Genomic DNA, 21,365 nt, shown 5'->3' with positions numbered 1-21,365 from the left:
GAGACCACCAGCGCCGTGCCGCGAGCTATCTGCGGTAGGGCGATGGGATGTTTCACGTGAAACGGCGCGAGCGGCTACCGGTCAGTGCGGGCGTGGGTGGCGAGGGCCGAATAGGTCGCGCCGAGGGTCTGACCGGCGGCTTCGATAGCCTGGGGCACCAGGGAGGTCTCGGTGAGGCCGGGGAGCACGTTGGCCTCGAGGAACCAGGGGGTGCCGGCCGCGTCGACGATGAGGTCGATGCGGCTTAGGTGGCGCAGTCCGAGAAGCACGTGAATGGCGATAGCGGCCTCAGAAACGGCCCCTGCGACCTCGTCAGCAAGGCGGGCTGGCGTGTAGAAGTCGGTTTCGCCGGCGTTGTAGCGCGCTTCGAAGCTGTAGACGCCGTCTACGGGAACAATTTCTACAATGGGAAGGGCTGTGGGGCCGTCGCCGGTGTCGATAATGGCCACGGTGACCTCGGTGCCTTCGATGTAGGCCTCAACGAGGGCGGTATTGGCGTAGGTGTAGGCGTCTACCATGGCGCGCGGCAGGTCGGCGGGCGTGCGCACGATGGTGACACCCTGGGAAGATCCGCCCTGGGCGGGCTTGACGACGAGGGGCAGGCCGATCGCGCTGATCAAGTGCTCGAGCACGCTCGTGGCGCCGAGGTCTCGAAAGGTCTCGGTGGACAGTGCAATGGCCGGGGGAGTGTCGATACCGGCCCGCAGCACGAGCTCCTTGGCGGTGGCCTTGTTCCAGGCCAGGGCGGCCGCGGGGCCGCGCGATCCGAGAAAGGGAATACCGGTAGTTTCGAGCAGCGACAGCAGCGCGCCATCCTCGCCGGTAGCGCCGTGCAGGGTAGGCCAGACCAGATCGGGAGCCTGCTGGCTGAGGGTGGTGAGCAGGTTGGATCCGGGGTCCAGTACGGTGACGGAGTGGCCCGCGTCACCGAGGGCATCCGCTACTCGGCGCCCGGAGCGCAACGAAACGTCGCGTTCGTGTGAGATTCCGCCAGCGAGAATGACAATTTTCAGTGCGGTGAATTCGCTCATGATCAGGTCTTTTCCTAGCTGATTGCGGTTGAGGAGGCTCATCGACGTGACGGGGTCACGAGATATTGGCTGGCGGGCCGGCATATCGCTGGTTCGTGGCCCCTGGTCGGTCGGGCGCGGCGCCGAGCGCGCCGGTGCCGGCGAAGGTGTCGAGCAGATCCATCTCGCCGCGAATCACCGTGGCAAGACGACGGATGCCCACCCGAATGTTCTCCGGACTGGGATAGCAGAAAGCCAGACGCATACTCTGCCGCCCCTCACCATCGGCGTAGAAGGCCGTGCCGGGCGTGTAGGCCACGAGTTCCGTGACCGCGCGGGGCAGCATGGCCTTGGAATCGAGCTGTTCGGGCAGGGTTACCCAGACGTAAAAGCCCCCGGCGGGGTTGGTCCAGGTGAGGTCGGGCAGATATTCGTCGAGCGCGGCCAGCATGGCGTTCTTGCGTTCCTGGTACACGCCGCGGAAAGTGTTGATCTGCCCCTTCCAGTCGGCGGTGGAGAGATACTCCGAGATGACCATCTGCGTGAAGGAGCTGGGGGACAGCACGGCGGCCTCGTTCGCCAGAACGAGTTTTTCCCGGATTGCGTGCGGGGCGAGGGCCCAGCCGACCCGAAAACCAGGGGCGAGGGTCTTGGAGAAGGTGCCGAGGTAGACGACCCCGTCGCGCTCGAGCGAGCGGATGGCGTCCGGTGCCGGTTTGTCGAAGTACAGCAGCCCATAGGGGTTGTCTTCGAGCACCAGAATGTTGTTGGAACGGCAGATCTCAAGAATTTGCAGGCGCCGCTCCCAGCTGAGGGTGACACCGGCTGGATTGTGGAAGCTGGGGATCGTGTACAGGAATTTGATGGTGCGTCCGGCGGCCTTCAGGGCAGCGATGTGCTCGATCAGGGCGGCCGGGATCATGCCGTCCTCGTCCATCGGTACGTGGTCGACCTCGGCCTGATAAGACTTGAAGATGACCATGGCTGTGACGTAGCTCGGGCCCTCCGAGATTACGACGTCCCCGGGGTTCAGAAAGAGCTTGCTGACCAGTTCCAGAGCGTGCTGGGAGCCGGTCGTGACTACGACGTCGTCGGCGTTGGCCTTGATTCCTTCGAGCGCCATGACGTCGAGAATCTGTTCGCGAAGCAAAGGAACTCCCTGACCAGAGCCATATTGCAGGGCGGTCGCCCCCTTTTCGCGCATGACGCGGTCCATGGCATCGATCACCAGATCCTGCGGCAGGGCTGCCACGTACGGCATACCGCCGGCAAGTGAGACAACTTCGGGGCGGGAGGCCACAGCGAAGAGAGCGCGCACCTCGGAGGCTTTGAGGCCGGCGGCTCGCTCGGCGTAGTGGTGGTACCACGGGTCGAGGTTGTTGCCGCCTTGTTTGCCAACGGCCTGTGGAGAACCCTGATTTGTCACGTCGCATCCGTTCTGCTGTCGTCTTCATCGTATGGGGTGGTACCCGGCACGAAAAAACCCGCCCGGTCGAAGCCGGGCGGGTTTCACGCAGAAAAACTGGTTAGACGAGGTAGTCGGCCAGGTCCTTTTCGAGCTGCGGCTTCGGCTTGGCACCGATGACGGTCTTGACGACCTCGCCCTTCTGGAAGACCTTCATGGCCGGGATGGAGGTGATCTGGTATTTGGCCGCGAGAGCGGGGTGCTCGTCGACGTTGAGCTTGACGATGTCGAGCTTGTCGGCGTTCTCGGCCGCGATCTGGTCGAGAATCGGGCTGACGGCGCGGCAGGGGCCACACCACTCAGCCCAGAAGTCCACCAACACGGTCTTTTCGTTGTTGATGACTTCCTGGTCGAAGTTGGCTTCGGTGACGGATCGTGCGGTCATTCGGTGCTCCTTAGTTGACTGAAACGAGTTCGGTGTCGCCGGCCTGAGCCAGCAAAGCGGTGGGAAGAGTGCTGAGGTAGTGCTCGGCGTCGAGAGCGGCCGCGCAGCCGGAGCCGGCGGCGGTGATGGCCTGACGGTAGCTGGAGTCGATGACGTCGCCGGCTGCGAAGACCCCGGCCTGGCTGGTGAGTGACGACCGCCCGGCGACGGCGATGGTGCCCGCGGGGGTGAGGTCGAGCTGCTGGTGCACGAGATGGGTGCGTGGGTCGTTGCCGATCGCCACGAAGACGCCGCCGACCGGAAGGCTGGTCTCGGTGCCGGTGACGGTGTCGCGCAGGGTGAGACCGTCAACAGCGTCGGTGCCGGTGATGCCGACGACCTCGGAGTTCCAGGTGAACTCGATCTTGTCATTGGCAAAGGCGCGTTCCTGCATGATCTTGGAGGCGCGCAGCTCGCCCTTGCGGTGAATGACGTACACCTTGGAGGCGAACCTGGTGAGAAAAGTCGCTTCTTCCATGGCGGAGTCACCGCCACCGATGACGGCGATTTCCTTGCCCTTGAAGAAGAAGCCATCGCAGGTGGCACACCAGGAGACACCGCGCCCGGAGAGTCGTTCTTCGTCGCTCAGGCCCAGTTTGCGGTAGGCCGACCCGGTCGCGAAGATGACCGCGAGGGCTTGCTCCACGTCGCCGTTGCCGAGGGTCACAGTCTTGATCGGGCCGGTCAGATCGACCGACTCAACATCGTCATAGACCACCTCGGTACCGAATCGCTCGGCCTGTTCCTGCATCTTGGTCATCAGGTCGGGCCCCTGCACTCCCTCCGGGAATCCGGGAAAGTTTTCGACGTCGGTCGTGTTCATCAGCTCACCGCCGGCCTCCACCGAGCTGGCGATCAGGAGCGGCTTGAGGTTGGCTCTAGCGGCATAGATCGCCGCGGTGTAACCGGCCGGTCCGGAACCGATGATGATGATCTGACGCACGCGCACACTCCTTGCAATGGTGGGCAAGACGGGCAAAATCCCGGCTCACGTTTCGATACAACACATCCTAATCGGATGCTATTCCGGGCCCTCCCAGCTTGGGAGGTGCTGCACAGCCACGGGAACCCGCCCGACGAACGGGGGCGGCTCTCAGCCGGGCACCGTGGGTGTGACTGAGCGTCGGGGTACTCAGCGGCGAAGTCGCGCCCGCAAGGGCGTGAGGAACGCTGTGAGCTCCCCGCTGCGCATCACTAGCAGCAGGCCGAAGTAGGCGGCCGCCATGACAAGGCCGATCAGAACCATGGACACCATGGCGGTGAGACGCGACGATACGGCAAAGTCGTTCTCACCGGCGACGCCGAGGGTGAAGAGCAGGGTCAGGCCGAGGCCGATGGGAAGCATCGCGGCGGCGAAATACTTCACCAGGCTGCGTAGGATGCGACGCCCGTCGATGCCGCCCAGCCGACGCCGCAGCAGGATCGCCGCCAGAACGGCCTGCAGGGTGCCGGTCACGGTGATCGACGTGGCGATGCCGACCGCGATCCAGTCCGTGGGCAGGAGTGCGCAGGCAAGCACGGCGCCGATCAGCAGAACGACCTGGAACAGCGTGAAAAAGAACGGCGTGCGGGTATCACCGATGGCATAGAACGTGCGCTGCAGCACGAACAGCAGGCAGAACGGCACGAGCCCCACAATGAAGGCCAGGATGACGTTGCCCACGGCCGGAACCTGGTCGAAGGGAACGAAGACCGCAGCGAACGGATAGGCACAGACCGCGATGACGGCCGTAGCGAGCACGATCAGCAGTGACGTTCCCCGAATCGCGCTGGAGGCATCCGTTTTCAGCAATGACCAGTTACCGACCGAGGCGTGTTCGCTCATGCGGGTGAAGTAGGCCGTCGCGACCGACACGGTGATGACGGAGTGCGGCAACATGAAGATGAGCCACGCCGTTGCAAGCACGGCAACGGATGCCTTGCCGTGCGCGAGCGTGACGACCTGCGTTTCGATGATGCCAGCGTAGGTCGTGAGCAGCAGCATGCCGAAGGTCCAGCTCGCCAACTTGCCTGCGGCTCCGAGCCCGACGCCGCGAAAATGAAAGTCCGGGCGAAAGCGCAGGCCGATCCGCCGCCAGAAGTAAAACAAAACGACGGCCTGCGTGATCACACCCAGTGTCGCGCTGCCCCCGAGAATGGCCACCATGGCCGCCGTGGTGTCGACGGCGGACCGATCACCCGCCGGGTCGGGGCTGAACACGGCGGCAAAGACGATCAGGCCGATGATGGCAACGACGTTGTTCAAAACCGGGACCCAGGTGAATGGCCCGAACGACTTGCGGGCGTTGAGCACCTCGCCGAGCAGCGTGTACAGACCGTAAAAGAACATTTGCGGCAGGCACCAGTAGGCGAAAGCCACGGCGAGTGCCTTCTGGTTCTCGGGAAGGTTAATTCCGATGAACCCGGTGATCATCGGCGCCAACAGAGTGGCGACGAGGGTCGTCGCGAACAGTATGACCAGCGCCAGGGTCAGCAATTTGTTGATGTAAGCCGTGCCGCCGTCGGCGTGCAGGGTGGCTCGAACGATTTGTGGCACCAGGACGGCGGTCAGGATGCCGCCGGCCACGATCGTATAGATCGTATTGGGCAGCTGATTGGCGATCGAGAACGTGTCGGCGGTGGCGCCGACGGCGCCGATGATGGCGGTCAAGACGATGACCTTCACGAACCCGAGAATGCGCGACACGATCGTGCCGGAGGCCAGGAACGCGCTGGCTCGACCGATTCCGCCGTTGCCGGTCACTGTGTCAGACATCGGGTTCCGCCGCCGGTATCGCCGGTTCAACTGCAGCAGCGGATGCCTCAGCGGCGCGTTCCCGGCGTCGACCAACGATATTGCGCCAGATGCCGAATCCGAAGAAGCCGATGACGAGGATCGCGAAGATGGTCGCGCCGACTCCCTCCCAGTCGGCGCGCACGCTGACATCGATGGGGGCCGGTTGGCCGAGCGGGGTGCCGTTCAGGGTGAACAGGGTGACCCGCAGGACGACGTCGCCGTTGCCGACGGCGGCGCTGAGCGGCACGGAGACGGCCTGTGCCGAGTTCGGTTGAATAATGGTCTCGAGGGTCTCACCGACGACGAGGCGTCCGTTGGACGGTACGATCTCGGTGCGCACGGTGACAGCCTGGTCGAGGGCGTTGTTGAGCGTGATGCGCAGGTCGACCTTGCTCCCCACCACGATGATGGGCCCGCGGGTGGTCACGGTCACGGCGTGCATCAGGTCGAAGGAAGCGGCGAGGCTCGCTCGAACCTGGTCTTCCCAGACCGACGCCTGGGCCGTCCAGGTCGTGTCCAGCAGAGCCAGCAGGTCCAGGCGGGCCGGGGCCGTGATGGCTACCGGATCGGCCAGGATCGTCGCGAATTCGGCGAGGGCACCTTCGCGCTCCAGCAATGATCGGGCGAGCGTGACCCGGCTGCCGTCGATGGCTTCAGCCTGAAAGGTCACCGTGGTGGCCGGGGTGGCGGCCAGGGCCGACTGTAGTGACGCCGCCGTCGACCAGGCGGCGCCGTCGAGGGCCGTGAGCGTTTGGCCGATTCTGGTCGCGGTCGCAGGACTGCTGCGGTCGAAGGTGACCAGCAGGGTGCGCGCCGAATCGGGATTCTCCGCCGAGACGATCGCCAGGAGCGAAGCCGCCTCGGTGACATTCACCCGCCATTCCTCGTCGGTGGTGGCTTCGGCGGCGGCACGGATGGCCGCAGAGAGCGGGCTGTCACTGACCAGGCCCAGCCCGGTCGGAAGGGTGACCGCGGTATTCGGCGTGAAGACGTCTGATTGCTCCACGTTGCCGCTCGAGAGGATGGTGGTGGTCAGGCCGCTCGCGGCGAACACGTCCAGGTCGCTGCGGGCGACCTGACCGGCGGCCGGCCAGCCGATGGCGGTGCTCGTGTAGTTCCAGGCCAGCAGGTCGCTCGTGCTCGGAATGACCGTCTGGCCCGGCTCCACCGTGGGCGTGGGTGACGGCGTCGGTGACGGGCTGGTCTGGGCCTTCGTGCGCGACGTCACACTGGGCACATCGGTCGGATCAGTGGTTATCTCGGGGGCCGGTGTACTCGGGGGGACCACGAATAGACTCGCATCGATGGCCGGGTCGAAGGATGTCGGCGCGAGCAGTGTCGGGGCGCCCGCCTGCGCTTGCACCGCGATGTCGGCATCCGCGTAGCTGAGCGGAAAGATGTCATTGCTCGCGCCGGCCAGGCGATCGAGCCAGGCGAGCGCCGACGCGGGAGCTGCTGTGCCGAGCACCCGAATAGACGCGATGATCTGCGGATCGATCGCGATCGTTGCCGTCGGCGCGTCGATCGCGGCATCCAATTGGCGGGAGAGCAGACCGACCGAGCTCGTGTACGACTCGAGCGCCTTGGCGGTGATCAGGCCGGTCGCGTTGGCCGGAGTCGTGATCGGCAGAATGGTTGTGAGTGCCACCGGGGTGATCGCGCTGCCCTGCGACCACACGAACGTGCCGCGGCCTTCTGCCCGAACCACATCATCCGCGCTGAGAATCGCGGCGATTCCCCGAGCTCCCCACGCGTTCTGATCGGTCAATCCGACGGATTCCGCCGGCACCGTGACACTGACGGTCGTGCCGGCACCGGCTGGAATGATTCCCGCCGTGGGCACGCTCACGAGCTGGTCGCCGGAATTCGTGTCAGCGGAGGGTCGCAGCCAACTGTCGAGCGCAGCGCGGGTGGTGAGGGCCAGATCCGCCAGGTAGACATCGACTCGGCCGACGGGAATGTCGGCGTCGGTGTTGTTGTGCACGGCCACCGTCAGCAGCAGGTCCTGGCCGGGCGAAAGCTCGGACGAATCGCGCGGAGAAACGGTGATGCCGACCGTATCGGCGGGGGTGGTGGCGCTCGAAGCGGTGCCCATCTCGGTTTGCGCGCTGGCCGGTCGGAGGGATGGAGTCGGCGCAAAAATCAACGACGCGAGGGTGAGAAATCCGACCAGGACGGCCGTGAACGGTCGCCTGATTCGTCGCTTCTGACGGCGCCGGGCCGGGCGCACGGCACTGCACGCGGCAGCCGAGAGCGCGGGCCGATGCGCGGAATCTGAATCGGCCACCATAGGTGGATTCTACGGCGTGCCAGCCTTGAGCCACCTGCACCGCGACTGCGCGCCCTCCGATGGCAACTAATATGGGGCATATGCAGAGCGTCGCGGCAGCCCTCGCACGACTGGGCGACCTGGCTGCCACCCCCACGGTATCCCGTCTGGCGAACGCATTTGCGGCGGCCGGCCATGAGCTGGCCCTGGTGGGCGGCCCGGTGCGCGATGCTTTCCTGAACCGTACGCTCCACGACCTCGACTTCACAACCGATGCGACGCCGGATCAGATCCTTGCGCTCGTCAAACCGCTCTCCGAAGCCCAGTGGGACATCGGCCGGGCCTACGGCACGATCGGTGCCAGCCTGGCCGGCGAGACCGTGGAGATCACCACCTATCGAGCAGACAGCTACGACGGCACCACCCGTAAGCCCGACGTTCAGTTCGGGACGACCCTCGAGCCCGATCTGCTCCGCCGGGACTTCACCGTCAACGCGATGGCCCTGCGGCTGCCCCAGCTGACGCTGGTCGACCCGGCCGGCGGAATTGATGACCTCCTCGCCGGGCGCCTGCGTACCCCGAGCACTCCGGAGGTTTCGTTCGGAGACGACCCGCTGCGGATGCTGCGCGCGGCCAGGTTCACCGGACAGCTCGGTTTCACGCTGGACCTCGACACCGCACTCGCGATGGAGAAGATGCGCGACAGCATCCGAATCGTGTCGGCCGAGCGCATCGGTGACGAGCTGTCGAAATTGTTGGTCTCAAAGGACCCGCGCGCCGGCATCGAAGTGCTGATGGAATCGGGCCTCGCCGCGATCGTGCTTCCGGAGATTCCCGGCCTGCAATTGGAAATCGACGAGCACCACCATCACAAGGACGTCTACCAGCACACCCTCACCGTGCTGGAACAGGCCATCGGCTACGAGACTTCTCGCGGCAACCTCGAGTCCCCCGACCTGATCGTACGTCTTGCCGCGCTGCTGCACGACATCGGCAAGCCCGCCACCCGTCGGCTCGAGGCGGGGGGAGTCGTGAGCTTCTACCACCACGATGTGGTCGGGGCGAAGCTTGCGAAGAAGCGATTGCGCGCCCTGCGTTTCGACAATGACACCATCAATGCCGTCGCCCGCCTGATTGAGCTGCACCTGCGGTTCTTCGGTTACACCGAGGGGGCCTGGACCGACTCGGCTGTGCGCCGCTATGTGCGCGACGCCGGGGATCAGCTGGAACGACTGCACATCCTGACCCGTGCCGACGTCACGACCCGCAATCGGCGCAAGGCCGACCGGCTCGGCTTCGCTTACGACGACCTTGAGCAGCGCATTGCCGCGCTGAATGAGCAGGAAGAGCTCGGCGCGGTGCGCCCCGACCTCGACGGAGAACAGATCATGGCCGTGCTCGGCGTGAAACCGGGGCGTGAGGTGGGCGAGGCCTACCGATACCTGCTGGAACAGCGGCTCGACGATGGGCCGATCGGCGAGCAAGAGGCCACCCGCAGGTTGCTCACCTGGTGGGCGGAGCGTGTTCAGTAGGGGCAGCCTACGTCGACGAAGTGCGATCACCGGCTATGCCCTGCTCGCCCCCAGCTTGTTCGGCGTGGTCTGCTTTTTGCTGCTTCCGGTGCTCGTCGTGCTCTGGCTCAGCTTTCAGAGCTGGGACCTGATCGGCCCGATCACCTTCGTCGGCCTCGACAACTACCGATCCGTGCTCAGTGACGGGGTCTTCGGCAACTCCCTGTTGGTCACGCTGATCTTCGTGCTGCTCGTTGTGCCGATTCAGACCCTGATCGGGCTCGGCGCTGCGACCCTGCTCACCCGGAGTCTGCCCGGGTCCGCCTGGTTTCGCACGATTTATGTACTGCCGTGGATTTGTGCCCCGCTTGCTCTCGGTGTGGTGTGGAAGTGGATTCTCGCGCCCACCGACGGAGCCCTCAATACCCTGCTCGGCCAGCGCGTCGAATGGCTCAGTGATCCCACCCTGGCGCTGCCGGCGGTGGCCGCCGTCGTGATCTGGACCAACGTCGGCTACGTCACACTGTTCTTCATGGCCGGACTGCTCAATATTCCGGGGCAGATTCTGGAGGCGGCCCGGATCGACGGTGCCGGTGCGGTGAAGATGTTCTGGCACATCAAGCTGCCGCTGCTGCGTCCGACCATGTTCTTCGTACTCGTCACCACCGTTATTTCGGCCTTTCAGGTCTTTGACCAGGTGTACGCACTCACCCAGGGCGGACCGGCGCGATCAACGGATCTCGTGGCCGCGCGTATCTATTACGAAGCGTTCGATGCTTTCGACCTCGGCCGGGCGGCCGTCATGGCCGTCGTTCTGCTGGTGATCCTGGTGGTCATCACCCTGGCCCAGCAGCTTTACTTTCGCCGGAGGGTCACCTATGAAATGGACTAAATTCGGTTCAACGGCGGCCATCTACCTGGTGCTGCTGCTCGGCGCCCTGTTAACTCTGGGTCCGTTCCTGCTGAGCATCCTGACCGCGTTCAAGACGCGAGAGCAGTTTGCGCAGCAGTCAGCGTTGAGTTGGCCAGACCCGTTCACGGTGGAGAATTTTGCGCAGCTGCTCACCGGGCCGGCACAATTCGGCCGCGCCATCGTGATCACGGTGCTCGCGGCCATGCTCATTCTGGTCGGGCAGTTGATCTGCTCGATCCTCGCCGCCTACGCCTTCGCCCGGGTCGATTTTCCCGGTCGCCAGGTGCTGTTCTGGGTGTACCTGTCGACCCTGATGATCCCGCCGGTCGTGCTCGTGGTGCCGCTGTACCTCATGATGACCGAGGCTGGGCTGCGCAACTCGTTCTGGAGCCTCGTGCTGCCGTTCGCTTTTGCGTCTCCCTACGCGATCTTTCTGCTGCGCGAATATTTTCGTGGGATTCCCCAGGAACTCATTGACGCCGCCCGGCTTGACGGGGCGAACACCCTCGACGTTCTGGTCGAGATCGTGGTGCCGCTGTCGAGACCGATCATCGCCACCTTGACCCTCATCACGATCGTGAGCCACTGGAACAGTTTCATGTGGCCGCTCGTGGTGACCACCGGCACCGAATGGCGGGTCGTGACCGTCGCCACCGCGAGCCTGCAGAGCCAGTTCAACGGCAACTGGACGCTCGTCATGGCGGCCACCACGCTTGCTCTGGTTCCGCTCCTGGTCTTGTTTCTCCTGTTCCAGCGCAGCTTCGTGCGGTCGATCACCATCGCGGGTTCTGCGTAGTCTGGTCTATTGGGGTTTAGGTTCGAACCGTCAACAGAGGACATCATGGCCAAGCGTTCCACCATCATTGCTGCCGGCGCTGCCGCCGTGTTGCTCGTCATCGTCGGGGCCGTTGCCGCACTGAACTTCTCCGACTCTGATGCGCCCGGCGAGGCCACACACGTCACCGTGCGGCTCTGGGACGAACCGGTCGCCGCCGCCTATGAGAAGTCCTTTGCCGCTTTCGAGGACAACAACACCGACATCGAGGTCGACGTTGAGGTCGTGCCCTGGAACGATTACTTCGAGAAGCTGCGCACCGACGTGGCCGGTGACGGTGCTCCGGATGTCTTCTGGGTCGACGGCGGCAGCTATCCCGCGTACGCCGACGCGGGCGCGCTGCTCAACATCACGACCGCTCTTTCAGCGGATGCTCCGGCCGGCTGGTCCGCGGCCGTAACTGATCAGTACACCCGCGACGGCGCACTCTGGGGGGTGCCCCAACTCGCCGATCCCGGCATCGCGGTGTTCTACAACGCAGACCTGCTCGGTGACGCCGGCCTGACCCCCGCCGATGTGTCCGCACTCACCTGGGATCCCACCGGGGAGACCGACACCCTCATTGCGGTCCTGCAGAAACTCACTAAGGACTACAACGGCAACACGGCTGACAGTGCGGAGTTCGACGGTTCCAACCTCAGCCAATACGGCTACAACGCGGGCTACGACCTGCAGGCGATGGTGCTGAACTATCTGGCCTCCAATGGTGCCCAGTTACAGGACGATAGCAATGAGTACTCCTTCGCGTCCGACGCCGGAGTCGCTTCGTTCCAATACCTTGTCGATCTCATGAATAAGTGGCAGGTCGCTCCGTCGGCCGCCGATACGAACACCAATGGTGATTTCAGTCGCGAGCAGTTCCTCCAGGGCAAGATGGCTCTGTTTCAGAGTGGTGTCTACAACCTTGCCAACGTGAGCGCCGGGGCGAACTTCGATTGGGGCGTCGTGCAGCTGCCGAGCGGTCCGGCCGGCGCGATCAGCGCCGTTGACGGCATCGCGGCCGCCGGCAATGCCGCGTCTTCGCACCCGGATGAGACCCAGCGGGTTTTGGAGTGGCTCGGAAGCGCGGTTGGAGCCGAGTTCCTTGGAACCTCCGGCGCTGCTTCCCCAGCCGTGCTCGCAGCGCAACCCGCGTATGCGGCCTATTGGGCCGCCGAGAAGGTCGACATCAGCCCGTTCTACGACGTCCTGGCCGCCGGAACGGCGCCGGCTCCGCGCGGAGCCGGCTGGCCGGCCGCCGAGAACGCCATGCGCCCGCTGCTCAACGAAGTCTTCCTCGGGCGCACGCCGGCCGGCCACGGTGTGCGCGCCGCCCAGGACGCCGCCAACGCCACCCTCGCCGAATAGCCCCCTGCGCCGATCAACGGATCGGTCGACTGGCGCATGGGCCGGGCATCCGGTAGTCTGGGCAGGTTGCCTGCGTGCCGGATTCCCGGCCTCCGCATTCAGCACATGCACAACCCTCCTGTTGCAGAAAGTCTGCAGCCGTTTTAGTCCGAAGGAGGTGGGTTAGTCATGCATCAGTACGAACTTATGGTTATCCTCGATCCCGAGATCGATGAGCGCACCGTAGCTCCCAGCCTTGACAAGTTCCTCAACGTTGTTCGCAACGATGGTGGCACCATTGACAAGGTTGATGTCTGGGGTCGTCGTCGTCTCGCATACGAGATCAACAAGAAGACCGAAGGCATTTACGCCGTCGTTGACTTCACCGCGAACGCCTCAGCGACGGTCGAACTCGACCGCCAGCTGAGCCTGTCCGAGGCAGTCATGCGCACCAAGGTGCTCCGCGCCGAAGAGGGCATCGCCCAGGTCGTCGTAGCCACCAAGCTGGCCGCAGAGAAGGCCGCCCGCAAGGCTGCCAACCCGAAGGTCATCGCTGCCAAGGCTGACGCCGCTGCTGCAGCCGCTGCCGCTCCGGCTGCGAAGGTAGCCGCTGCTGCCAAGCCCGTCGTTGCCGACGCAGCCGAGGTTCCGGCCGCTGCTGCTCCGGTTGCCGCCAAGGTTGAAGCTGCCGTTCCGGTTGCTGCCGCCTCCACCGCGGTTCCGGCCGCCAAGGTTGCTGCTGCCAAGCCCGCTGCTGCCAAGCCTGCTGCTGTCAAGCCCGCCGCGGCCGCTGTTGCCGACAAGGCGAGCGACAAGTAGCCCATGGCTGGCGAGACCGTAATCACCGTGGTGGGCAACCTCACCAGCGATCCGGAGCTGCGTTACACGCAGAACGGGCTGGCGGTTGCCAACTTCACCATCGCTTCCACTCCGCGCACGTTCGATCGTGCGGCTAACGAGTGGAAAGATGGCGACGCGCTGTTCCTGCGCGCGAGCGTTTGGCGTGAATTCGCCGAACACGTGGCGGGTTCATTGACCAAGGGGTCGCGTGTCATCGCTTCCGGGCGTCTCAAGCAGCGTTCGTATGAGACGAAGGAAGGTGAAAAGCGCACGAGCATGGAGCTCGAGATCGACGAAATTGGTCCTTCGCTGCGCTACGCCACTGCTTCCCTCACTCGCGCGCAGTCGTCCGGTCCCCGCAGCGGTGCTCCCGCTGCCGGTGGCCAGGGCAACGATGAGCCGTGGGCACCCAGCGCCCCCGCCAAGACTGCGTCGCCCGCAGCATCTGGTGGAGACGTCTGGAACAGTCCAGGCAACTTCAGCGACGAGACCCCCTTCTAAGCCACGCCTGGCGCGTAGCTAAAACCTTTTTGAGAAAGTAAGGAAATCATGGCTGGAAAGTCGAGCGGCGACCGCCGCAAGCCGCTTCGCGGAGCTAAGGGTGGCAAGAACGCCGCTCCCGCGAAGTCGATTCGGGTTGGTGTCATCGATTACAAAGATGTCCCCACCCTGCGCAAGTTCATCTCCGAGCGTGGAAAGATCCGCGCCCGTCGCATCACAGGCGTTTCCGTTCAGGAACAGCGCCTCATCGCCCGTGCCGTCAAGAACGCCCGCGAAATGGCTTTGCTGCCCTACGCAGGCTCAGGCCGGTAAGGAAACCAAATGTCGAAATTGATTCTGACGCATGAGGTCTCCGGCCTCGGTGCACCCGGCGACGTCGTAGACGTCAAGAACGGATTTGCTCGTAACTACCTCGTTCCCAAGGGCTTCGCTGTTGCGTGGACCCGCGGTGGCGAGAAGCAGATCGAGCAGATCAAGGCCGCTCGCGCAGCCCGCGAGCACGCCACCTTCGAAGAGGCTGAGGCGCTCAAGGTCAAGCTTGAGAACACCAAGGTCACCCTGGTCGTCAAGGCCGGCGCCGGCGGACGCTTGTTCGGTTCGGTCAAGACCACGGATGTGGCCAACGCCGTCGCAGCTGCCGGTCTCGGCACGGTCGACAAGCGCAAGATTGAGCTCACCGCCATCAAGCTGACCGGTGAGCACACGGCAACGGTTCGTCTTCGCGACGAGCTCAGCGCCACGATCACCCTCGTGGTCGTCGCCGCAAAGTAGCATCGCACGCCAGTAGGTCCGGTGCTGTGCGGCCGGTTGTTTGTCCTACTCCCATAGCGGGGGGTTCCGAAAGGAACCCTCCGCTATGCGGCGTTAAGAGCCCCTTTGGGGGCATTGACCCGCCGCTTTTGTGCACAGGTGAGCATTCGTCTCAGTAAGGTTCAAGGGTTGATTGAAGTTACTTTATTCACACCCGTGTGTAAAACTTAAACACCCGATCAAAGCATTTTTAATTGGACAAAAATAATGTTTGTCCACAGGCGAGTGCACAGGTTCTGCACAATCTCCACGGCGTTTCGCGCAGATTTTCCACAGACTTATCCACAGGGGGGTTTGTGACGGGTGTTGTTGGCTCCTTAGTGTGTTCCAGTACCGGCATCTCACTCACGCTGGTGCGTCACGTCCCGTGTCGGTGGGTCCTGATACACCTATTAGCACGACAGAGAAAGAGGTGCCGAGTGTCGATCGCTCACCTGGGTCTGGCCAACCAGCCAGCATCAAACGAGTACGGTTCATCGGCCCGCGGAGCGGTCGACCGTGGCGAGCGACCCGCCGAAGCCTGGAAGTCGGAGCGAGCGCTGCCCCACGACCTCCTGGCCGAACAGAGCGCCCTCGGTGGAATGATGCTCAGCAAAGATGCTGTCGCCGACGTCGTCGAGACCGTGCGAGGCGGAGATTTCTATATCCCCAAGCACGAGATCATCTTCGATGCGATCCTTTCGCTGTACGCCCAGGGTGAGCCCACCGACGTCATCACGGTCACCGATGAGCTAACCAAGGTTGGCGAACTGTCCCGAGCCGGTGGCGCCGATTACCTGCACACCCTCACGAGTCTGGTTCCCACCGCAGCCAACGCGGGGTTCTACTCGACCATCGTGGCGGAACGGGCACTGCTGCGCCGGCTCGTCGAGGCCGGCACGCGCATCGCCCAGATGGGTTACGCCGCCGAGGGTGAGGTGCTCGACCTCGTGAACACCGCCCAGGCCGAGATCTACTCGGTCACCGGGGGCACCCAGACCGAAGATTACGTTCCGCTCACCGACGCCGTCACAGCGGCCATCGAAGAGATTGAGGCCGCCAAGCTCAAAGACGGCCAGATGAGCGGCGTGCCGACGGGGTTCGCTGACCTCGATGAACTCACCAACGGGTTTCACGGTGGCCAGCTCATCATCGTGGCAGCGCGCCCGGCGCTGGGTAAGTCCACGCTCGCCCTCGACTTTGCACGGTCGGCCTCCATCCACCACAACATGCCGAGCATTTTCTTCTCGCTTGAAATGGGGCGCAGTGAAATCGCGATGCGCCTGCTCGCGGCGGAGGCATCCGTTCCCCTGCAGAGCATGCGCAAGGGAACCGTTGAGGCCCGTGACTGGACTACGATCGCCGCCACGCGCGGGCGCATCAACGATGCACCGCTGTACATCGACGACAGCCCGAACATGACCCTGGTGGAGATTCGTGCCAAGTGCCGCCGGCTCAAACAGCGGGTGGGGCTCAAGATGGTCATCATCGACTATCTGCAGCTGATGACCAGCGGCAAGAAAGTCGAGTCCCGGCAGCAGGAAGTCAGTGAGTTCTCGCGAGCGCTCAAGTTGCTCGCCAAGGAGCTTCAGGTTCCGGTCATCGCGCTCTCCCAGCTCAACCGTGGGCCCGAGCAGCGCGCCGATAAGATGCCGGCCATCTCCGACCTTCGCGAGTCGGGCTCACTCGAGCAGGACGCCGACATGGTCATTCTCCTGCACCGCGAAAGTGCCTACGAGAAAGACAACCCGCGGGCTGGCGAGGCCGACCTCATCGTGGCCAAGCACCGTAACGGCCCGACCCGGACCGTCACCGTCGCATTCCACGGCCACTACTCCCGGTTCGCCGACATGGTCGCGGGCGGGTAATCCCCACGATTCGGGCATGCAGGCGGCTCGCAGATGCGCCGGTGGGTCGCCGCGTAGACTAGGCCTGACAAATTTTGCAACGAAAGAGGTTGTGCGTGGCGAACGCCCAGGCACCATCAAGCGTCGGTCCTGGGTATTGGTCCGTGGCCGTCGGTCGCGCCCTGATCGCCGTGCTACCCGCCGTGATCATCACCTTCAACCGCGATCACTCCGCCCAGCTGGGCCTGATCGTATTCGGTGCCTTCGCCCTGGCGAGCGGCCTCCTGCTCGTTCTGAGCGTGCGACGTACCCTGACGGTCGCGGTCGATCGAAACCTGTTCCTCATCAACGGCATCGTGAGCATGACCGCCGGCGGGCTGGCCCTGGGCTTCCACGCTGGCGGCCACGGCTTCTTTTTGTTCGTGGTGAGTGTGTGGGGAGCAGTCACCGGTTTTCTCGAAATCTATGCCGGCATCCGTGTGCGTAAACGCCCGGCGCCCGCCAAGGACTGGCTGTTTACCGGGCTTGCCACCGCCACGCTCGCCCTGCTCTTGCTGCTGCTGCCGCCGAACCCGGTGGTCTCGGTCGGCTTGTTCGGTGCCTATCTGGTCTTCCTGGCTGTCTTCCTGCCCATCGCCGGACTCTCCCTCAAATGGGATACTCCCCGCCAGCGCCGCGCCGCACCAACGAACAGCGCACCCACGAGCGCTGCGCCCATGAACACCGCACTCGTGAAAAATGCACCTACGAACACCGCACCCAATGATTCGGACTCCCTGTGACCCCTAAGACTCCTGGTACCCCCAACTCGGCGCACCAGCCCAGCCGATCCGACCGGTTGAAGCCGGCCGAATTGCTCGCAATCTCGGGCGGGATGGCCTTGTTCGTCGGCCTGACCATTTTGGTGACCACCCGCGAATTGATGCTCTCGGCCATCGGGCTGGGAGTGACGTTCATTGTGGCACTCGTGGTGATCGCGATGCTCGTGCTCGGAATGAAGCCGAATGCGTCGGAGCAGACCGACTTGGACGAGCAGAACGGCCACTAGCCGGCACGGGAGCAGAAAAAAGGCACCTTCGTCGAACCGACGAAGGTGCCTTTATTTCTGACCCGGGTCAGGGCAGGTAGTCGACCAGGGGGTCGGCCAGCCCGACGTAACCCGCCGGCGTAAGGGCGAGGAGCCGGGTCTTGGCGGCGGCACCGATGTCGAGGGCGGAGACGAACGCCGACAGGTCGGTGCTCGTGATGCGCTTGCCGCGGGTGAGTTCCTTGAGCAGGGCGTAGGGATCCTCGATCGACGAACGCCCGGCCGAGACCTCCGCACGAATCACGGTCTGGATCGCCTCACCCAGAATCTCCCAGTTCGAGTCGAGGTCGCTCGCCAGGAGTGCGCGGTCGATGTCGATCTCGCCAAGGCCGCGCAGAATGTTGTCGAGGGCGAGGAGTGAATGCCCGAAGCCGACACCGATGTTGCGCTGGGTGGTGGAGTCGGTGAGGTCACGCTGCAGACGGCTGGTCACGAGGGTGGCCGCGAGCGAGTCCAGAATGGCGCAGGACAGTTCGAGATTCGCTTCGGCGTTCTCGAAGCGGATCGGGTTGATCTTGTGCGGCATCGTCGACGAGCCGGTGGCGCCGACCTGAGGAATCTGGCGGAAGTAGCCGATGGAGATGTAGGTCCAGATGTCGGTGGCCAGGTTGTGCAGAATACGGTTCGCGTGTGCGGCGCGCGAGTACAGCTCGGCCTGCCAGTCGTGTGATTCGATCTGGGTGGTGAGCGGGTTCCAGCCCAGGCCGAGGCCCTCGACGAATTCGCGCGACACGGCGGGCCAGTCGACGGACGGCTCGGCGGTCACATGGGCGGCGAAGGTGCCGGTGGCGCCACTGAACTTGCCCAGGTATTCGCCGGACTCGATCTGGCGCACTATGCGCTCGAGACGATAAACGAACACGGCGAGTTCTTTACCCATGGTGGTCGGCGTCGCGGGCTGTCCGTGGGTGCGGGCGAGCATCGCATCCGCTCGAAACTCGAGTGCGTTGCTGCGCAGCGCCTCGATGACTTGGCGCAGCTTGGGCAACCAGACCGTCTGTACGGCGTCACGCACGGTCAAAGCGTAGGAGAGGTTGTTGATGTCTTCGCTGGTCGCGGCGAAGTGGGTGAGTTCGCTGATGTCGTCGAGGCCGAGCGTGCCGAGGCGTCGCCGCACGAGGTACTCAACGGCCTTCACGTCGTGGCGGGTGGTGGCTTCAAGCTCGGCCAGTTCGTCGATCTCGGCCTGGCCGAAGTCGGTCACCAAGGCGCGCAGGGACAGCTTCTGCGCGGTCGTCAACGGCTCGGAGCCGAACAGGGAACGGTCGGTGAGAACGATCAGCCATTCCACCTCCACGCGCACCCGGGCACGGTTGAGGCCGGCCTCGGACAGGAATTCGCCCAGATCGGAAACGGCGGCTCGGTAGCGGCCATCTAGCGGGCTCAGAACCTGTACGGGTAGGTGACTCATCGGACTCCCTGTCGAATTGCGGGTGCAAGTTGTTTCACAAGTGCGTGGCTTGCCCTCTCAATCATGCCTAATACGGCGTCAAACAACGCATCGTCGGAATAGTAGGGGTCTGGAACGTCGAATAGGGCGGCCTGCTCCGCGTCAAAGCTCAGCAACAGCCGGATCTTGGCACGATCGCGATCTTCCAGGGCCCAATTGCGCAGAATACGCTCCTGGCTGCGATCCAGCACCACGACGAGGTCATGTTCAGCGAACCAGAGCGGGTCGAACTGGCGAGCTCGATGATGGCTGCCGTCGTACCCGCGTTTGGCCAGGGCCGCGATCGTGCGACCGTCAGCCTGCTCACCGACATGCCAGTCTCCGGTGCCGGCGGAGCTGCTATTGATGAGTCGGCCGAGTCCGAGCTTGGCCGCGAGGTCACGCAGCACAACCTCGGCCATCGGCGATCGGCAGATATTTCCGGTGCAGACAAAAATGATGCGAAACGGCGTCGACTCGTCGGGGGTGAGTGACGCAAAGGGCATGCCTCCCATTGTGGAACAGATTCGACTTCTCCACACACCCAGTATTCGGCGTCTGTGCACAGATAGCCCGAAGAACGGCCCAGCGAGGCTTGAGGCTGCGAAGATCGGCCCCGACCGGGAGGTGTCATGGACGTTCCCTACGGTAATTTCGAACCCAATCAGGCCGATCAACTCGCTGCGCTATGGGCACAGCGAAAACGCATTCTCCTGCTGACCGCAGACATCAGGGATGCGAAACTGCGACTGTCGATGCTCGATCCCAGTGAATTCTGGAGTTCCAGTGCCCAACGGGCCTACCGCGAGCGGATCGCGGAAATAGTGAACGATGTGCAGGGCGTGCTAAACCACCTCATCACCGCCCAGGACCAGATTTGGCGCAACATCCGCCAGTTGCAGGCGGCAGGCGAGGAGTGAGCGAGCGTCCGGATGCGGTGCCGGAGGGTGAACTGACTATTTCCGTGGGCGGAACGACGCTCGTGGCGACCGACGCAGTCCTGGCACAGGCCGAGATGTTGCGAAACGCTCAGGTGCAGGCCGGTGACTGGCAGAGTCGGGTGGAGAGCATCCGACAGCTGGATCTGGGCGGGGTGTGGACCTGGACTCCGGAGGACCCCAGCCTGACTTTGACCTGGGCGGGGGTTGCGCTCGGTCAATTGGAAGAGCGCACCGGCGATCTTGCCGCGAGTCTCACCGACGCCGCCGAACGGTACGGTTGGACGGAACGAGCGGTGATGCATATGGCCGTGCTGGGGAGCGCGGGGCTGGGCTACGACCTGGGCCGGTTTCGCGCTCTGGTATTTCTTCTCGCCGCTGGGCCCGCGGCCAGGGGCGCGCTGGCCTGGCGGGCGTGGAACAGCCATCATGGCTCACCCGGGATCGACTACCGGTTTCTGACGAGTCCGGCGGCCGTCGTCCTCACCAAGTTGATCGTCACATCCCTCGATGACGTCGCTGCGGGTGCCCTCGGTGTGCCGTTGCCCATCGATTTGTTGCTGGGCGACAGCGGCCTCGGCCTGGTCGGGGTTTCGACCACGGCGGTTGCCGTGCTTGCCGCTGCACGCAGTCGTGGGCTGTTTCGGGAGGGCCCGGTGAAAGTGGCGACGGCGGGCGCGGCTACGAGCGCGACGCCGCCCACGGGTGTCGGTGATTTGGCCGCCAGAATTCCCAAGGCGATCGCCGGGCAGCCGCAGGTACTCATCGAGAACTACGGCACGCCCGAGAATCTGTCCTGGGCGGTCTACGTCGGTGGGACGATCGACTGGAATGCCGTCGCCACGACCGAGCCCTGGGATCTCACCGCCAACGTCACAGCGATGGCCGGGCAGAATGCCGGCTCCCTCCAGGCAGTCATGCAGGCTATGCACGCCGCGGGCATTACCGCGGGCGATCCGGTTGTGATTGCCGGTCATTCACAGGGTGGACTGGTAGCCACCCAGGTCGCCGCCTCAGGCGCTTTCGCCGTGCGGGCGGTCGTGACCTTCGGGGCGCCCGAATCGCGTGTTAGCGTTCCTTCCGGCGTCGCCACTATGACGGTCGAGCACACCGACGACGTGACGACCGGGTTAGGCGGGGCGAGCATGGTCCAGTCCGAGGACCGAATAACGGTTCGGCGTGAGGCTTTCTTCTCAGCGGAACCACCGGCCGGCGAGGCACTTCCGGCGCACCACCTGGATACCTATCGGGAGACGGCGCTCCTGATCGACGCCTCGCCGGAAAAGAACCTGACCGACTTTCGCGACACCGTGACCGGTGTTCTCGGGAGCGAACCCGGCGACGCCGTGTTGTGGCGCGGCATCCGCTTGCCGGAACGACCGACGCCACGGTAGAAGGCGCGCGG

At 64.2% G+C, this 21,365-nt stretch carries 20 protein-coding genes and 1 pseudogene; 13 read left to right on the top strand and 8 right to left on the bottom strand.

Translation table 11 applies throughout. The features are described 5' to 3' along the window. Positions 1 to 74: 74 nt before the first annotated feature. The 6 genes from BMW72_RS11280 to BMW72_RS11255 form a co-directional block, all read right to left on the bottom strand. Positions 75 to 1,031 carry a D-alanine--D-alanine ligase family protein gene (locus BMW72_RS11280; RefSeq protein WP_092110606.1) on the bottom strand — a complete coding sequence of 319 codons (957 nt, stop codon included), beginning with the start codon at positions 1,029 to 1,031 and terminating at the stop codon, positions 75 to 77. 55 nt (positions 1,032 to 1,086) lie between these two features. Beyond that, positions 1,087 to 2,436: an aminotransferase-like domain-containing protein gene (locus tag BMW72_RS11275; RefSeq protein WP_092110605.1), complete on the bottom strand. Its 1,350-nt coding sequence runs from the start codon at positions 2,434 to 2,436 to the stop codon at positions 1,087 to 1,089. Positions 2,437 to 2,536: 100 nt separating this feature from the next. Next, entirely contained in the window at positions 2,537 to 2,860 is a 324-nt protein-coding gene (gene trxA / locus BMW72_RS11270; protein ID WP_092110604.1) for a thioredoxin, read from the bottom strand. A gap of 10 nt (positions 2,861 to 2,870) precedes the next feature. Beyond that, positions 2,871 to 3,842: a thioredoxin-disulfide reductase gene (gene trxB, locus BMW72_RS11265; protein ID WP_092110603.1), complete on the bottom strand. Its 972-nt coding sequence runs from the start codon at positions 3,840 to 3,842 to the stop codon at positions 2,871 to 2,873. Between the two features lie 189 nt (positions 3,843 to 4,031). Beyond that, a complete protein-coding gene (gene murJ / locus BMW72_RS11260) occupies positions 4,032 to 5,654 on the bottom strand; it encodes a murein biosynthesis integral membrane protein MurJ (protein WP_092110602.1) in 1,623 nt (540 codons plus the stop codon). Further along, the gene (locus BMW72_RS11255) at positions 5,647 to 7,965 is read right to left on the bottom strand and encodes a DUF6049 family protein (RefSeq protein WP_092110578.1); all 2,319 of its coding nucleotides are present in this window, start codon (positions 7,963 to 7,965) and stop codon (positions 5,647 to 5,649) included. Before BMW72_RS11255 ends, murJ begins: the two co-directional genes overlap by 8 nt. Positions 7,966 to 8,045: 80 nt before the next feature. Here BMW72_RS11255 and BMW72_RS11250 point away from each other — a divergent pair, with 80 nt between their 5' ends. From BMW72_RS11250 to BMW72_RS11200, 11 genes and pseudogenes are all read left to right on the top strand, one after another. Next, positions 8,046 to 9,476 (top strand): CCA tRNA nucleotidyltransferase, encoded by a 1,431-nt coding sequence (locus BMW72_RS11250; protein WP_092110577.1) that lies wholly within the window; start codon positions 8,046 to 8,048, stop codon positions 9,474 to 9,476. Next, positions 9,466 to 10,347, top strand: a complete 882-nt coding sequence (locus tag BMW72_RS11245; RefSeq protein WP_241983779.1) for a carbohydrate ABC transporter permease — start codon at positions 9,466 to 9,468, stop codon at positions 10,345 to 10,347. Before BMW72_RS11250 ends, BMW72_RS11245 begins: the two co-directional genes overlap by 11 nt. Then, positions 10,334 to 11,164 (top strand): carbohydrate ABC transporter permease, encoded by an 831-nt coding sequence (locus BMW72_RS11240; RefSeq protein ID WP_092110573.1) that lies wholly within the window; start codon positions 10,334 to 10,336, stop codon positions 11,162 to 11,164. The genes BMW72_RS11245 and BMW72_RS11240 overlap by 14 nt, the downstream gene beginning before the upstream one ends. Positions 11,165 to 11,209: 45 nt before the next feature. Then, positions 11,210 to 12,550 (top strand): ABC transporter substrate-binding protein, encoded by a 1,341-nt coding sequence (locus BMW72_RS11235; RefSeq protein WP_092110570.1) that lies wholly within the window; start codon positions 11,210 to 11,212, stop codon positions 12,548 to 12,550. A 168-nt stretch (positions 12,551 to 12,718) separates the two neighbouring features. Further along, a pseudogene (rpsF, locus tag BMW72_RS19005) lies at positions 12,719 to 13,087 on the top strand (30S ribosomal protein S6); the annotation flags it as partial. 264 nt (positions 13,088 to 13,351) lie between these two features. After that, complete coding sequence (locus BMW72_RS11225) at positions 13,352 to 13,870, top strand: single-stranded DNA-binding protein (RefSeq protein ID WP_092110566.1); 519 nt, start codon at positions 13,352 to 13,354, stop codon at positions 13,868 to 13,870. 48 nt (positions 13,871 to 13,918) lie between these two features. Then, positions 13,919 to 14,182, top strand: coding sequence for a 30S ribosomal protein S18 (rpsR, locus tag BMW72_RS11220; RefSeq protein WP_035835236.1), 264 nt, complete (start codon positions 13,919 to 13,921; stop codon positions 14,180 to 14,182). Positions 14,183 to 14,191: 9 nt separating this feature from the next. Beyond that, positions 14,192 to 14,641, top strand: a complete 450-nt coding sequence (gene rplI / locus BMW72_RS11215) for a 50S ribosomal protein L9 (RefSeq protein WP_092110565.1) — start codon at positions 14,192 to 14,194, stop codon at positions 14,639 to 14,641. Between the two features lie 578 nt (positions 14,642 to 15,219). Continuing rightward, positions 15,220 to 16,527, top strand: a complete 1,308-nt coding sequence (gene dnaB, locus BMW72_RS11210; RefSeq protein ID WP_370448759.1) for a replicative DNA helicase — start codon at positions 15,220 to 15,222, stop codon at positions 16,525 to 16,527. A 95-nt stretch (positions 16,528 to 16,622) separates the two neighbouring features. Then, positions 16,623 to 17,288: a hypothetical protein gene (locus tag BMW72_RS11205; RefSeq protein ID WP_134361112.1), complete on the top strand. Its 666-nt coding sequence runs from the start codon at positions 16,623 to 16,625 to the stop codon at positions 17,286 to 17,288. Continuing rightward, on the top strand, positions 17,285 to 17,554 hold the full coding sequence (locus tag BMW72_RS11200) for a hypothetical protein (protein ID WP_092110559.1): 270 nt from the start codon (positions 17,285 to 17,287) through the stop codon (positions 17,552 to 17,554). Before BMW72_RS11205 ends, BMW72_RS11200 begins: the two co-directional genes overlap by 4 nt. A gap of 67 nt (positions 17,555 to 17,621) precedes the next feature. Here the strand turns inward: BMW72_RS11200 and purB are convergent, their stop codons facing one another. Both purB and BMW72_RS11190 read right to left on the bottom strand, forming a co-directional pair. Then, positions 17,622 to 19,004: an adenylosuccinate lyase gene (gene purB, locus BMW72_RS11195; protein ID WP_092110557.1), complete on the bottom strand. Its 1,383-nt coding sequence runs from the start codon at positions 19,002 to 19,004 to the stop codon at positions 17,622 to 17,624. Then, positions 19,001 to 19,528, bottom strand: coding sequence for a low molecular weight protein-tyrosine-phosphatase (locus BMW72_RS11190; RefSeq protein ID WP_092110555.1), 528 nt, complete (start codon positions 19,526 to 19,528; stop codon positions 19,001 to 19,003). The genes purB and BMW72_RS11190 overlap by 4 nt, the downstream gene beginning before the upstream one ends. A 126-nt stretch (positions 19,529 to 19,654) precedes the next feature. Between BMW72_RS11190 and BMW72_RS11185 the strand changes: the two genes are divergently transcribed. Both BMW72_RS11185 and BMW72_RS11180 read left to right on the top strand, forming a co-directional pair. Beyond that, positions 19,655 to 19,942: a hypothetical protein gene (locus BMW72_RS11185; RefSeq protein WP_092110554.1), complete on the top strand. Its 288-nt coding sequence runs from the start codon at positions 19,655 to 19,657 to the stop codon at positions 19,940 to 19,942. Next, the gene (locus BMW72_RS11180; RefSeq protein ID WP_092110552.1) at positions 19,939 to 21,354 is read left to right on the top strand and encodes an alpha/beta hydrolase; all 1,416 of its coding nucleotides are present in this window, start codon (positions 19,939 to 19,941) and stop codon (positions 21,352 to 21,354) included. The genes BMW72_RS11185 and BMW72_RS11180 overlap by 4 nt, the downstream gene beginning before the upstream one ends. The last annotated feature ends 11 nt before the right edge of the window (positions 21,355 to 21,365 follow it).

This window comes from Cryobacterium luteum, from assembly GCF_900110125.1.
GTDB lineage: Bacteria > Actinomycetota > Actinomycetes > Actinomycetales > Microbacteriaceae > Cryobacterium > Cryobacterium luteum.
The sequence above is the reverse complement of the archived record's forward strand: the minus strand, read 5'-3'. Positions and strand labels throughout refer to the sequence as shown.